The organism is Microcoleus vaginatus PCC 9802 (assembly GCA_022701275.1).
Taxonomy (GTDB): Bacteria; Cyanobacteriota; Cyanobacteriia; order Cyanobacteriales; family Microcoleaceae; genus Microcoleus; species Microcoleus vaginatus_A.
In genome coordinates this window covers 6,406,559-6,420,634 of record CP031740.1, presented here as the reverse complement: position 1 = coordinate 6,420,634, position 14,076 = coordinate 6,406,559, and the positions used below count along the sequence as shown (strand labels likewise).

The window sequence follows — 14,076 nt, the reverse complement described above, 5'->3', positions numbered from 1 at the left end:
ATACTTACTCCCGCTCCACTATTTTTAGGGGTGAGGGGTGAAAGCATTTTTTAAGGCACCAACAGTCTATTGAAATCGCTTAAGAGTCAAACTCTCGTCCCAGCAGAGGGGGACTAAGAAATAGGCGATCGTGTAATGGAAAATCAATTATAAAATTGCTTCACTGGCTTTTTGAAATATTAGAATTTAAGCGCGATCGAGCTTGACTTATTCATAAAATTGACCTAGTATATCATCATGGGAATCTGTGCCGCCATGTAAAGTCTATTTTGGCGCAGCCAGTTATGGCAATAGCACGGAGCAGATAAGTTTTTCAGTTTAATTTGTAGGGTGCGTCGCTGTGAAATTGTCGATCGAACTTGCAGATTGTTTCAGGCGACGGATCTTACAAATTTGTGGTGCGTCCCTGTGAAATTGTAGATCGAACTTGCAGATTGTTTCGGGCGACGCACCCTACGGCTTCAACCCGCGCACTACGCGGAAACTAGGACGAGGAAGAAACCGAAGCTACCACCACGCGAAAACCGAGGTGCCTGCTGCGATGGACCGCCCCCGCCCAATGCCTGCCACGATAGGCACTACGGCAATAGACCGTATTGCAGTTCCAGCCACCACCACGCAGCACTCGGTTATTATCTGTTCCAGTTTCCCAAGAACTTCCGTCAGTCGGCGCGCCACTATAATTATCGTGCCATTTATCGCTGCACCATTCCCAAACAGTCCCGTGCATATCATACAAACCAAACGGATTCGGCCCAAAACTCCCCACATCCGTTGTTTGTTTGCGGTAAAGTCCCTTCGGCGCAGAACCGTAGGGATGATTGCCATCATAATTAACTAAATCCGGGGTAATTGTCTCGCCAAAATAGAAAGGCGTTGTAGTTCCGGCGCGACAAGCATATTCCCATTCGGCTTCCGAAGGTAAGCGATAAATCTTGCCGGTTTTTTGAGAAATTTTCTGGCAGAATTCCAGAGCATTATTCCAGCTTACTTGTTCTACAGGACGTTTCAAACCTTTGATATGAGAAGGGTTATTCCCCATCACTACTTCCCACTGTTCTTGAGTAATGGGATATTTACCCATAAAAAAAGGAGAGATATTAACAGTACGCTGCGGCCCTTCATTGTTACTTCGCCTTGCTTCCGTATTGGGAGAACCCATCACGAAACGGCCACCAGGAATTGCTACCATGTCTAAGGTTGCACCGCTACCTAAATTTTCCCTAAAAAATTGTGCTTGACGGTGTTGATGGCTAGTTATATTACCCCGCACATCAACTGTCACCGTGTCAAAGTCAAACTTTTTTAAAGTCTGTATAAAATTTGGCGTTGACTGACGTTGAAAATCTATTAAAACTTCCTCTGCTGATTGATAGCGCTGCTGGATATCTTTTGCCAACAACTTAGATAAAATCAATTCCAATCGCTGATCTATGGGAGTCTTCAAATGTTGCTGCCAATTTGCAGTCCAACTATAACCTTTTTCTAGCAACAAATCAGAAGGATGTACGCCCGTCATTAGATGAAAAGCCGTCGCCCCCAAGCTAAACAAATCGCTGGCTGGATAAGCTTCACCCCCTTTCATTTGTTCAAATGGTGAATAACCAGGCGTACCAATTTGCGTTCCTAGTCTCGACATCACTGTTCCCGACAACTGTTTGGAAACTCCGAAATCAATCAGCATTAATACACCGTCGCTGCGACGGCGCATAATATTCTCAGGCTTGATATCTCGGTGAATGATTTTTTGTTCGTGAATAAACTTGAGAACAGGTAGAAGTTCGAGTAATAGTTGCTTAACTTGGCTTTCTTGCCAAATTCCCCCATCTTGCAAAAGCGTCAACAAATTATCCCCCTCCACAAACTGCTGTACGAGATACAAATATTTGTTGTCTTCAAAATAGGCATCTAGTGATGGAATTTGGGGATGTTGTCCTAGCTGTTGCAGTTGTCTGGCTTCTTGCTGAAATAATTCTACCGCTTTGCTACTCTCCCAAGTCCCCTGGAAATTTGGTGCTAATTGTTTAACGACACAGCGTTGATTTAGTTTGTCAATATCTTCTGCTAAATAGGTTCTGCCGAAGCCGCCTTTACCGAGGAATCCTATCATGCGGTAACGGTTTCGCAAGATGGGGACGAGTTTAACGCCACAACTGATGCAATATGTTTGCCCGTCGGGGTTTTGAGGATTGGCGCAGTCGGGATTGATACAGCAAACCATTTATTTTATGAATGATACTGTTTATATTGTATAGTGTCTAAGAACCCCGAGTTCTGTAATAAGTTTTTGCCAAAATCGTGAATTTTGTAAGAAGTCGGGGTTCTTGGGCGTGTTTTTAAACCCCGAGATCCCCCCTAGCCCCCCTTAAGAAGGGGGGGGCAAGAGTATTCAAAGTCCCCCTTTTTAAGGGGGATTTAGGGGGATCGAAACTTCAAGTTGTCAGACAGATGCAATCCGACGCTCGATCGCATTATAGAATCGATCGCCCATCTCACCCATCGCCACCTCAATTAACACTTGATTGTCAGCACTCACAACCCGCAAAGGTGATTCAGCACAGCAAACTAAACCAATCTTCTGCCACATTTTGGTCAAATGTTCTTGCAGGTAAGACTCCCAAATTTCTTGATTTTTCGGTGCCACTGAAACTACAATGCAGTTGCCCATTTCACCAAACAAAATTTCATCCCAGCGGCCGACATTGGCCGAATTGAAACTGAGATGAATTTCCGCACCCATTTTAGCAGAGATACAGCATTCCGCGAGGGCGATCGCAATTCCACCTTCCGCACAATCATGGGCAGAACCTACCCAACCTTGCCGAATTCCCTCGCGGCAAACCGATTGCACTTTTCTTTCCAACTCAAAATCTATCCTTGGCGGTTTCCCAGCTACAATCCCGTGAATTGCCGCTAAATATTCCGAACCTCCCAAAGTAGGAGAAGTTTCGATTTTTGAGCTTTCCGATGAAAGTTCTGGATTTTGGGATGATTCCCCCATTCCCAGCACATAAATTAAATCACCTTTCTTTAGCCAAGCTTGGCCAGAAATCTTGGTCAAATCGGGGATTAACCCCACCATTCCGATTACCGGAGTCGGATAAATTGGTTGAGGATTTCCCTCAGCATCAACAGTTTCATTGTAAAGAGAAACATTGCCGCCAGTAACAGGCGTTCCCAACTCGCGACAAGCATCAGCAATCCCGCGACAAGCTGACGCTAACTGCCAATATCCGATAGGCTTTTCAGGACTGCCAAAATTCAAATTATCAGTAACTGCGAGAGGTTCAGCACCCACACAACTTAAATTTCTCGCTGCTTCCGCTACGACTGCTTTTGCACCTTCATAAGGATCGAGATAAACATAACGAGAATTGCAATCAACCGTTGCAGCAACTCCAGGAATAATTCCCAGGGGCGCTTCCTTCTTGCTAAGGGGGGGAGAAACTTTTGGAGTTTCCCTACCTTGTGCCTTTGTAAATAGAGGAATTACTTCTTCTTCTTGTTTGCTTTCGGAAGCTAGAGAAACAGCATTTCCTCTCTGTAGATCCCCCTTAGCAAGGGGGTGTACTTCTAGCCCGTTACCAAGGGAAGATTGGCAAGGTTCTAGCGGACGCAATCTGACAACCGCAGCATCAGCGCCTCCGGGTAAAACAACAGTATTGTTTTGCACTTGATGGTCGTATTGGCGATAAACCCAGCGTTTAGAAGCGATGGTGGGAGTATCTAAAAGTGTCAGCAAAATCTGACTCCAAGTTTGGAAATTGCCGTTAATTTCGATACCTGTAACTGTGGATTGTGGCAGGGAATCCGCCGTCCATTCCCATGCTTTTTTAGCATATTCGGGCGGCTCGGTCAACAGTTCTCGGTGATAAATGGGCGTGTTATCTGCCAAAGCAGTCGCGGTAATTTCCGCCGCGATTTCGCCTTTAAATAGAATTCGCACGATCGGCTCTTCGATGACTGTCCCCGCTACTACGGCGTGCAATTCCCAGCGGTGGAAAATATCGATTAATTCCTGTTCCCGTCCTTTTTGGGCAACAAACAACATCCGTTCTTGGGATTCTGAAAGCAGGTATTCGTAGGGAATCATGCCGCTTTCTCGAACGGGAACTTTGTCTAAATCAAACTCAATGCCGACGCCACCTTTGGCTGCCATTTCTGATGTAGAACAGGTGATTCCTGCCGCACCCATATCTTGGGCGGCGACGACTGCACCGGTTTTGAATGCTTCTAAACAAGCTTCAATTAAGGATTTTTCTAAAAATGGATCTCCTACTTGGACTGCGGGGCGATCGTCCATTGATTTGTCCGTCAATTCGGCACTGGCAAAACTTGCTCCTCCCATGCCATCTCGCCCGGTAGTTGAACCGACGTAAAGCACGGGATTTCCGATGCCAGAAGCGCCGGATTTGACGATTTCTTGAGTTTCCATTAAACCCAAGGCCATGACGTTAACTAGCGGGTTGCCGGAATAAGCAGGATCGAAGTAAACTTCGCCGCCAACTGTGGGTACTCCGATGCAATTTCCATAATGAGAAATTCCCGATACTACGCCTTTGAACAATCTCTGAGTTTTAGCATCGTCTAAGTTGCCAAAACGCAGGGAATTTAAAAGTGCGATCGGGCGTGCACCCATTGTGAAGATATCGCGGAGAATCCCCCCGACACCGGTTGCTGCACCTTGGAAAGGTTCGACTGCAGACGGGTGGTTGTGCGATTCAATTTTGAAGGCGAGTTGCAAGCCTTCTCCCAAGTCTACGACGCCGGCATTTTCTCCGGGCCCGACTAGAATTCGATCGCCCTCTGTGGGAAACTGTTTTAATAGTGGCCGCGAATTTTTGTAACAGCAGTGTTCGCTCCACATAACGCCGAACATTCCCAATTCAGCTTTATTAGGATGGCGACCTAGACGCTGAACGATTTCTTCATATTCTTCAGGTGTGAGTCTTTCACCGGCAATTTGTGCGGGGGAAAATGGGGATTCGGAGATGGGAGACATGGAAAGTCGTTATAAACCACAGGCTTTATTCTAAATGCCCTGTGGTTGGTTAATCTAAAATCTATAATCTAAAATCTACAATCCTAGGTCTTTGGGTTGTGAATCTAAAATCTAAAATCTAAAATCTAAAATCGAATGACTCAACCTCGAAATCTCAATTTTGCTAACCAAAACTTGCGGAACCGTTCTTTTAAAGGGCTTGACTTGTCAGGGGCGAATTTCAGCGGTTGCGACATTCGAGGCTGCAATTTCACCGGGGCGATTTTGAGGGGGGCAAATTTTCAGGGTGTCAGAACCGGACAAAGCCGCAGGCGGGTGAGAAATTTGATTGCTAGGGCTGGGGTAACTGCGGTGACAGTGACGGCGGCTGGCGCTTTGACAGGACTGATTGCCGGGGCAGATGCGGGGGCTGTGGCGGTGGCTGGAACGGCTGCTACGGCGATTGCTGCGACTCGGGGCGAGGCGGGAATTGTGGCGGGGGCTGTGGCTGGGGCTGCTGCTGCGATCGGGGCTAGCGGTATTGTGACATTTTTGGGCGGAGATACTATCAGGGGAATTGTCTTATTTTTGGTTTCTGGGGTAATTCTTGGGTTAACTGCGATCGGCTTTTTTATCGCTGTTGAAGAAATAGAAAAATTGTCGATAACGTCGTTTAGAAAAGCTGATTTAACTGATGCTGTATTCGATCCGGGGGCGGTTCTAGATGCCGATTTTTCCGATGCGCGAGGAGTGCCGTGGTAGACTACACAATTACTGATTTTTTACCCATTCCCGGAATTCTCGCACTGCTGCGGTTGCGCCTGTAGTTTGACAGCGATCGATAAATTCGTCAACTTTTGCAGTCGGTAGCATCGGGAAAGCCCGGGAAAAATTGCACTCCGCATATTCGCCATTTTGCAATTGATAAAACTTGATGCTTCGTCCGTCGTACCGCCAAATTTCTGGTACCCCTAAATCTGCATATAAATCGAATTGATTTAAGGAACTGCTGGTAATATCAATTTCCAGTGCTAAATCGGGCGGCGGATCTTGAGCAAAGTCTAATTCTGTTCTCCCTCTGACCAGTGCTTCATTTTGGATATAATAGCATGAATCTGGTTCTTTACCCGCTGCTTTTTTTCGTTTTTTAATAGTCATCGACCCAAAGGGGTTGTACTCAAGATTGAGTTCTTCTATGAGAGTTACAATTAACCGATCGATCAGCCTGTTGCGATTTTCATGTTCCGGTAGCGGCACCATAATTTCTAATTGACCTTGATGATAAGCAATTCGGGTGGAACGTTTGTTGCCCAGTTCCGCTAGCAGGATTTCATATAACTGCCAACTGATATTTTGCAGTAAAACTCGCTGTTCGGCGGGCGTTGATATTGTTAGCATTTTACTTGGGTTTTAGAGCTTGAGAATATTTTAGTTTATCCTTTTTTTTTTGCGAACCGCACAAAAAGTATCTGCAGACAGCTACGGTCATGCGCTACTCTAGTTAATAATAGACTGTGGTCATTGTTGTATGAAGCTGCGATCGTTCTTTTCTTTCCTCATTGCTGGCGTCTTGGCACTCTTAGGCTTGAGTACCGGTGGTTTTTACTGGCTGACAACTCAAACTCCCCTGAATTTGCTCGCTGGCGGGCCGACAACTACTCCGGCTGCGGCTGTGTTTGTCTCGAAACAAGCACCTTTGTTAGCTTCAATGCTAGTAAATCCCGATCGCCTCGAAGCATTGCGACAAGTTTTTGCCACTCCCGAAGAAAGAAGTCGATCGCACGCAGAATTTGAGCAAATCAAAAAAAGTTTTCTGGCCAATACAGGTCTGGATTACAGTCGAGATATCCAACCTTGGATAGGTGACGAAATTACTCTCGCCGTCACAACGCCCGATTTGGATGGCGACAGCAGCAACGGCAAAGAAACTGGGTTTTTGCTGGCAGTTTCTTCCCAAAATATCGATCGCAGCCAACAATTTCTCGACTCCTACTGGCGAAAACAATCTCGGGCAGATAAAACAGTGCAGTCGGAACTCTATAAAGGCATCCAACTAAATTACAAAAAATCACTTACAGCTAACAAAAAATCCGCTACAATTTCGCCTTTCAACCCGTTTTCCCTGCCGAAGTCAACTTTGCCGCGTAGCTTCGCAACAGCGGCAATCGGCGGCAGTTCAAATTCGGGAAATAACCCCAGTTTTGTTTTATTTGCCAACAGTCCGAATGTGATTCGAGATGCAATTAATAACGTTGAAGCAGCAACTCTAAATCTCAATAATACCCCGGAATATCAAAAAGCTTTGCAGCAGCTAACTCAAGGCAGAATTGCTTTCGCATTTGTCAATCTCCCGAAGTCAGCAACCGAGCAAAATCCCCAAGTTTCTCTTAATTCTCTCGCAGTTGCTGTCGGAGTCAACCGACGGGGATTGCTGGCTCAAACTGCTTTAGTGACATCGCGAGAAAACACAGCTTCTCCAACACTCTCGGAACCTGTGCAAGCTTTGCAGTATATTCCCTCAGCCAGTCCTTTCGCGATCGCCAGCACCGATTTAAGGAATTTTTGGGCTGATTTGTCATCTGCGGTGTCCACTAATGCAGAAGTCTCAAAATTAGTCGATCGCACTCTCGCAGATATTCAGCAAGTTTGGGGCGTCAACCTGCTGCAGGATATATTTAACTGGGTACAAGGAGAATACGCTTTAGCAGTGCTTCCGAATTCGTCAAATAGTGCTGACTGGATTTTTGCCGCCGAAAAATCTGCTGATTCCCAAAAGGCGATCGACAAACTCGATGAAATTGCCCGCAGCAAAGAATACAGCATCGGCAGCTTCACTCTCAGAAACCAGAAAATTACCGCTTGGACGCAGTTGACAACGAGTCAAAATTATGATAGAGAAAATAAGAGAAAAAGTGCGCTCGAAACCGAGGCAAAAGGAGTCCGAGCCAGCGTCGGCAAATACGAAATTTTCACCACCTCAGTAGAAGCAATGGACGCAGCACTAGAAGCAGCCGAAACAGGCTCTTTAGTTGCTAATCAAGATTTTCAAACCAGCATTGAACCGCTACCGCCATCTAACGACGGCTATTTTTATTTAGACTGGCCCTCCAGCAGGGCAATTTGGGAAAAACAAATCCCGCTGTTGAGGTTAATTGAACTTTCGGCAAGACCATTGTTCGACCACTTGCGATCGCTCACCGTCACCAGTACGGGAGAAATAACAGGAATTCGCAAAGCTACAATATTTATGCGGCTGAATTAGTCAGAAGGAAGGAAGAAGGAAGAAGGAAGAAGGAAGAAGGAAGGAAGAAGGAAGAAGGAAGAAGGAAGAAGGAAGAAACTATGCCCAATTCCCAATGCCCAATTCCCAATGCCCAATCCCCAATAACTAAGGAGCAATCACTACTGACTCCTTCACCTTTTTCGGTTTCCCAAAATAAGCTTGAAACACCTCCTTAGCGATCGGGGCCGCGGCAACAGAACCATAACCCCCATTTTCCACAACCACGGCGATCGCAATTTCCGGCTTCTCAGCAGGCCCGAAGGCCACATACAAAGAGTGATCCTCCTGTCCAATAACCTCCGAAGTCCCTGTTTTGCCCGCCGTTAGTGGAATCGTACCGTCATTCATCCCCTGTCCCGTACCCTGGGCAACCACCGCGATCAGTCCTTCCTTAACCACCTGAATTGTTGAAGGTTTCATCCCCGTATGTACCCGTTGAGTCTCCGGTGTGCCGGTCATAGAAGTCAAAAGATGGGGCTTCACCCGATAGCCGCCGTTAGCGATCGAACTCACCATCACCGCCGCCTCCAAAGGAGTCACCAACACCAACCCCTGACCGATCGACATCGTTACCGTATCACCCGCATACCAAGGTTCTTTATAAATTTTCTCCTTCTCCTCCGGTGTCGGCATTTGACCGTGAGTGCCGCCGCCTAGCCCCAAAAGATTCAAATCCGTATCCTTGCCAATTCCCAAGCGTTTTCCCCACTTAGAAATTTGCTCCGGCCCCGTACTAATCCCCACTTGATAAAAAAATGTATTGCTGCTGAAAGCCAAAGCATCCCGAAAGCCGATGTCGCCGAAACCGCCGCTGTGTTCGTTAAAATCAATTCCCCCCACAGTAATGTAAGACGAAGTACCGAGAATTGAGTCCGGCGAAAATTTGCCCGACTCCAGACCCGCGACGGAAGTCACAATTTTAAAAGTGCTGCCGGGGGGATAGCCTTGCATAGCACGATTCAAAAATGAATTTTCCGGGTCTTGAAGAGTTGCCCAGTCATCCTTAGTCATTTTTCGAGTAAACAGATTGGGGTCAAAAGTCGGGTGGCTGGCCAGAACTAATACCGCGCCAGTTTTGACATCCAGGGCCACTACTGCCCCCCGGCGGTTCCCCAGGGCTTTTTCGCCTGCTTTTTGCATTTCCAAGTCTATGGTTAGTTGCACCGCCTCGCCCGGTTTGGGCGGTGTCTCTCCCATCAGCCGCAATTCTTGATTGTTGGCATTTACCTCGATCAGCCGATCGCCCCAAACTCCCGCAATCTTCTTGTTAGAACTCGCTTCTATGCCCATCTGACCGACAATCATCCCCATCGGATATTCCGGGTGAGCTGCCAAGTCTGTTGCGGTAGCTTCGCCAATATATCCGAGAACATGAGCCGCCAAACTGCCTTCGGGATAATAGCGCTTCGCTTCTGGCCGCACTTCCACTCCGCGTATTTGTCCCACCTCTTCTGCTAGGGGCACAAACACCTCTGGCGGCATGGCTTGCTTAATCCGCACCGGTCTGTAGGATAGAGGATCGACCTCTTCTAATTTTTGTAAAATTTCTTCGACCGGGATTTTAACCAGCGGACTCAACTTCTCTGCTGTCGCTTTCCACTCTTCCGCTGTTTGTTCTTTCGGCCACAAATATACCGATCGAGCTAAATTGTTGGCCGCTAGCAGCTTGCCTTTGCGATCGACAATGTGTCCGCGATTCGCTGGCATTGGCACTAGGCGAACGCGATTGTTTTCGGCTCGTTCCCGGTTTTGCTTCCCTTGTACCAGTTGCAATTCCACCAGCCGACTAGCGTGCAGGCCCAGCAAACCGGTTGCCACCAGCATTAACAGGATCGCCCGGTGTATCGGACGCTCCTGTTTCTTAGGAGTTTCCGCTAGGGTTTTGTCTGAAGAGTGAAATGCTGAGATCGAATAAACTTGTCGTTGCATCATTCTATAGGTAGATGTCAAATCCTAGATTTTAGATTGCTGATTGTCAATTGTGAAGTATACATCATCAAACCGGGGACAATCGCGCCTTGACTCTTGGGGGAAGGGTAATAATTGATCGTTAACTTTTGACTAATCATTAATAACTCATGACTGCTAACTAATCCCCCAAGCACCAAGAAATAGCCAGAAAAATCAAGGTCAGGCTCAGCCAATTAGGGAGGTGGAGCCAGCCAGATAGGCCTATAGGTAACAATACCAAGGTCTGTGTCAATAGGGAACCGATCGCCAACAGCAAGGCTAGGAGTATCAAATTTATCATCTTGACACCGTAGAATTTCGGACATGAGTCGCTCGCCTGTGGCAGAAATCCGAGTGGCACAAGCGAGCGCGATCGTACAGGGATTGTCCTGATAGACATAAGAAAGAGAAGCCAGGAGGTTTTGAACTAATTTAAAAAAAATTATTCTTCCTCCCGAGTTTGGATTCTAGGGGCTGCGATGGGTAAATTCTGAGTTGTGGTTTTAAGTTGTGACCGAGGAGTATTGCCATGTTGTTTAATCAGCCAGCCAATTTCAAAAACGGTGCGCTCTTGGCTGCGATCGCCGCGATCGTCGCCCTACCAGTTTTAGCAGAAACAGCCAATTTCGGCACTTTAACTTTATCGCGAGGTTTTGCAGCCCCAACAGCAGTTTTGAGAGGTTCCACAGGCGGATCGTACTCTCTATCTGCCGTAGCAAACGCCGATCGCCACAAAAACAAATGTTTAGGTTTTGCCACCCCAACTCCCGACCACATCATAGTCTTGCAGGAAAACTTTTCAAAACTCACACTCCAAGTCAACACCGGAGGCAAGGACACAACCTTACTCGTACAAGGCCCCGGTAATGCGGTGCGCTGCGGAGACGATATAGGTCAGAATAAAGATGCTGGCATACTTGATTCTGACTGGCAAGCAGGCTCTTACAGGCTTTGGGTAGGTACTGTCGAACCCGGAGTCAAGTCTAACTATACAATCTCAGTACAGGAATAAAACACAGCGGCGCTGTTGGATGGCGGCAATAAAATGTCGTCAAATTCTACCCCACTCTCCCCCCTCCCGATCGACCGCTCACTTCCCCCATCCAGTAAAATGTAAAATCGAAAGTGGCGTGTTTAACCAAAATAGGTAACTCCGAAAGTGCTAAAGACTCTTAGAGCTGACTTCAGTATAATTTTCGATCGCGACCCTGCCGCTCGCAACTGGCTGGAAGTTTTATTTTGCTACCCCGGTCTTCAGGCCCTAGTGCTGCACCGCCTCGCACACTGGCTTTATGTGTTGGGACTTCCCTTCATCCCCCGCTTGATTTCCCACATTGCTCGCTTTTTGACCGGAATTGAAATCCACCCAGGGGCAACCATCGGCAAAAGCGTATTCATCGACCACGGTATGGGGGTTGTGATCGGCGAAACAGCAATTATCGGCGATTTTGCCCTAATTTACCAAGGTGTCACCCTTGGCGGTACTGGCAAACAAAGCGGCAAGCGTCACCCTACCGTCGGCGAAAACGTAGTTGTAGGTGCCGGCGCCAAGGTACTCGGCAATCTGCAAATTGGCAATAACGTCCGCATCGGCGCCGGTTCCGTCGTGCTCCGCGACGTACCATCTGACTGTACAGTGGTAGGGATTCCCGGCCGCATCGTCTATCGATCGGGAGTGCGCGTCAATCCCCTAGAACACGGCAGTTTGCCGGATTCGGAAGCTGTGGTAATTCGCTCTTTGCTCGATCGTATCGAATCCCTCGAACAGCAAGTAAAAAGTTTGCTTCCTCAAGCATCTGTCTCCTTAAATTCTGTTCCCAATTCGCCTTCAGCATTCCCAACTTTAAATCAAACCAGCAATGTAGCTGTAGCTGAAAAAACCCAATTAGCTGTTGCCACCACTTGTCAGTTAAAAGATAAAGCAATTCAAGAGTTTTTTGACGGCACCGGCATCTGAGGAGTGAAAAATTAAAAGTTAAAAATCCCAATCTCTGTTTTTAATTTTTAATTTTTAATTTTTCACTTTAATTTTTCACGGATTAACCGATCGCATAGACCAATTTCCCTCCCCGTCGCGCCGATAAAGCGACCGATTTTGCGGTTCCCCCCGCAACTCCAAAAAATCCACCGTTTCCGGTTCCAACAACAGCAAGCAAAAATTAGGCAGCGGCTCGATCGCATTTGGGGAAGCAGAATCAAAAGCACTAGCCTCGGCTTTGTCATCCCCCGGCTGCGGCCAAGCAAACTGTGATCTAGCCGCCTCAGAAAGCTCCTGCCAAGTTGTGCACCGCGATAAGTACAACTCTGCCTCTGGATAATCTGCCCCTACCAAAACTAGCTTTCCAGCAATCCGAAATTGTTCGCGAGTCTTAGGGAAATACCAGCAAATTTCCCCCCAAGGATAGAGGTTAATTTCCTCGGCTTTTTGGCTGCGAATATCTATAATAAATTTCAACTGATTAGTATCTGCTAAAAAGCCTCGAAACACCACAGTGCGGTTGGCAGGACGCCCGGTGGCGCGAACAGTTGCTAGTTGCAAGTAACGGGCAAAAGCAAGACTGCGGTTGCGGTGGAGCGCGCGAGCTAAGGGCGATCGCCAAAGTGCTAAAGACATAAAGGAAGGAAGAAGGAAGAAGGAAGAAGGAAGAAGGAAGAAGGAAGAAGGAAGAAGGAAGAAGGAAGAAGGAAGAAGGAAGAAACAGTTATCCGTGAATTCCCTGTCATGCTACTGGTAATTTTATGTCAAATTCACTCTCAAAATTCAAAAATATTGAAACTCCCCACAGCGGATATCACTGGGGACGGCAGTTCCCGGCGCTTTTTTGAAGGCTGGTACTACCGAATAACATTACCGATTCACGGACAATCCTTTGCATTCATGTATTCCATCGAAGACCCCAGAGGCGGTCAACCTTACAGTGGCGGTGCAGCTCAAGTTCTCGGCCCGGAAGATAGCTATTTGTGCCGCACTTTCCCCGATGTAAATAAGTTTTGGGCGCACCGAGAAAGCTTAGGTTTCGGACATTGGGGCAAAACAGATTTACAAATTAAACCCCAATATTTAGAGCCGCAAGTATTCGACAGCCGCGTCGAAGAAGGCTATCAAGCTACTGCTACTTTAAATCAAGGTTATCTGCACGATCCGGGAAGCGGCAGCCGCTGTTTTTGGCAGTACGAAATTCAACCTATTTATGGCTGGGGAAACTCTGAGGAAATCCAGAAATCTACGGCGGGAATGCTATCTTTTCTCCCCGTATTTGAGCCGGGATGGCAAATTTTAATGGCTCACGGTTTAGCCACGGGCTGGATTGATTGGAACGGCCAACGCTACGAATTTAAAGATGCTCCCGCTTACAGCGAAAAAAACTGGGGCGGTGCTTTTCCGCAAAAGTGGTTTTGGATTAATTGCAATTGTTTTCAAGGCGAAAAGGATTTAGCTTTAACTGCTGGCGGCGGCAAGCGGGGCGTGCTGTGGTGGATGGAATCGGTAGCAATGATTTGTCTGCATTACCGAGGCAAGTTTTACGAATTTGTGCCTTGGAATTCGCAAGTTAGTTGGAATATTGAACCTTGGGGAAGCTGGAAAATGCAGGCTAGAAACAGTCAGTTTGAAGTTGAGTTAATTGGCACTACAAACAGTCCTGGTACTTATGTGCGAACTCCGACCGAAAAAGGTATGGCTTTTTGCTGCCGGGATACGACGCACGGCGAATTGCGCTTGCAACTGCGAGAGTTTTTGGGGGGAAAAGTTGAAAACAATGGCAAGCAGCGTTCTAGAATTATCTTAGAGGCTCAAAGTTCTTTATCGGGTTTGGAAGTTGGGGGCGGGCCTTGGGATGAAGTTTGGCGATCGAATTAAGTC

The 14,076-nt window shown here is 47.2% G+C and carries 10 protein-coding genes and 1 pseudogene; 5 read left to right on the top strand and 6 right to left on the bottom strand.

Annotation, left to right across the window (positions count from 1 at the left end):
* Nucleotides 1–484: 484 nt before the first annotated feature.
* On the bottom strand, nt 485–2,221 hold the full coding sequence (locus D0A34_26470; GenBank protein ID UNU21916.1) for a serine/threonine protein kinase: 1,737 nt from the start codon (nt 2,219–2,221) through the stop codon (nt 485–487).
* A 219-nt stretch (nt 2,222–2,440) separates the two neighbouring features.
* Entirely contained in the window at nt 2,441–5,002 is a 2,562-nt protein-coding gene (purL, locus tag D0A34_26465; GenBank protein ID UNU21915.1) for a phosphoribosylformylglycinamidine synthase subunit PurL, read from the bottom strand.
* Nucleotides 5,003–5,137: 135 nt separating this feature from the next.
* Between purL and D0A34_26460 the strand changes: the two genes are divergently transcribed.
* Nucleotides 5,138–5,743, top strand: coding sequence for a hypothetical protein (locus D0A34_26460; GenBank protein ID UNU21914.1), 606 nt, complete (start codon nt 5,138–5,140; stop codon nt 5,741–5,743).
* A 9-nt stretch (nt 5,744–5,752) separates the two neighbouring features.
* On the opposite strand, the gene D0A34_26455 is transcribed toward D0A34_26460, so the two are convergent.
* Entirely contained in the window at nt 5,753–6,379 is a 627-nt protein-coding gene (locus D0A34_26455; GenBank protein UNU21913.1) for a Uma2 family endonuclease, read from the bottom strand.
* Between the two features lie 130 nt (nt 6,380–6,509).
* On the opposite strand from D0A34_26455, the gene D0A34_26450 reads away from it, so the two are divergent.
* Nucleotides 6,510–8,243: a DUF3352 domain-containing protein gene (locus D0A34_26450; protein ID UNU21912.1), complete on the top strand. Its 1,734-nt coding sequence runs from the start codon at nt 6,510–6,512 to the stop codon at nt 8,241–8,243.
* A 126-nt stretch (nt 8,244–8,369) separates the two neighbouring features.
* Here D0A34_26450 and mrdA read toward each other — a convergent pair whose 3' ends face one another.
* Both mrdA and D0A34_26440 read right to left on the bottom strand, forming a co-directional pair.
* Complete coding sequence (gene mrdA / locus D0A34_26445) at nt 8,370–10,193, bottom strand: penicillin-binding protein 2 (protein UNU22477.1); 1,824 nt, start codon at nt 10,191–10,193, stop codon at nt 8,370–8,372.
* 160 nt (nt 10,194–10,353) lie between these two features.
* On the bottom strand, nt 10,354–10,614 hold the full coding sequence (locus tag D0A34_26440) for a hypothetical protein (GenBank protein ID UNU21911.1): 261 nt from the start codon (nt 10,612–10,614) through the stop codon (nt 10,354–10,356).
* Between the two features lie 129 nt (nt 10,615–10,743).
* Between D0A34_26440 and D0A34_26435 the strand changes: the two genes are divergently transcribed.
* Both D0A34_26435 and cysE read left to right on the top strand, forming a co-directional pair.
* Nucleotides 10,744–11,226, top strand: coding sequence for a hypothetical protein (locus D0A34_26435; GenBank protein ID UNU21910.1), 483 nt, complete (start codon nt 10,744–10,746; stop codon nt 11,224–11,226).
* 147 nt (nt 11,227–11,373) lie between these two features.
* Nucleotides 11,374–12,171, top strand: coding sequence for a serine O-acetyltransferase (cysE, locus tag D0A34_26430; protein UNU21909.1), 798 nt, complete (start codon nt 11,374–11,376; stop codon nt 12,169–12,171).
* A gap of 75 nt (nt 12,172–12,246) precedes the next feature.
* On the opposite strand, the gene D0A34_26425 is transcribed toward cysE, so the two are convergent.
* A complete protein-coding gene (locus tag D0A34_26425; protein UNU21908.1) occupies nt 12,247–12,828 on the bottom strand; it encodes a pyridoxamine 5'-phosphate oxidase in 582 nt (193 codons plus the stop codon).
* A gap of 125 nt (nt 12,829–12,953) precedes the next feature.
* Between D0A34_26425 and D0A34_26420 the strand changes: the two are divergent.
* Nucleotides 12,954–14,073, top strand: a pseudogene (locus D0A34_26420) (tocopherol cyclase).
* Nucleotides 14,074–14,076: the final 3 nt, after the last annotated feature.

Coding starts and splice junctions, on each gene's coding strand:
- D0A34_26470 (UNU21916.1), bottom strand. CDS start 2,221: ATGGTTTGCTGTATCAATCCCGACTGCGCCAATCCTCAAAACCCCGAC.
- purL (UNU21915.1), bottom strand. CDS start 5,002: ATGTCTCCCATCTCCGAATCCCCATTTTCCCCCGCACAAATTGCCGGT.
- D0A34_26460 (UNU21914.1), top strand. CDS start 5,138: ATGACTCAACCTCGAAATCTCAATTTTGCTAACCAAAACTTGCGGAAC.
- D0A34_26455 (UNU21913.1), bottom strand. CDS start 6,379: ATGCTAACAATATCAACGCCCGCCGAACAGCGAGTTTTACTGCAAAAT.
- D0A34_26450 (UNU21912.1), top strand. CDS start 6,510: ATGAAGCTGCGATCGTTCTTTTCTTTCCTCATTGCTGGCGTCTTGGCA.
- mrdA (UNU22477.1), bottom strand. CDS start 10,193: ATGCAACGACAAGTTTATTCGATCTCAGCATTTCACTCTTCAGACAAA.
- D0A34_26440 (UNU21911.1), bottom strand. CDS start 10,614: ATGTCTATCAGGACAATCCCTGTACGATCGCGCTCGCTTGTGCCACTC.
- D0A34_26435 (UNU21910.1), top strand. CDS start 10,744: ATGTTGTTTAATCAGCCAGCCAATTTCAAAAACGGTGCGCTCTTGGCT.
- D0A34_26425 (UNU21908.1), bottom strand. CDS start 12,828: ATGTCTTTAGCACTTTGGCGATCGCCCTTAGCTCGCGCGCTCCACCGC.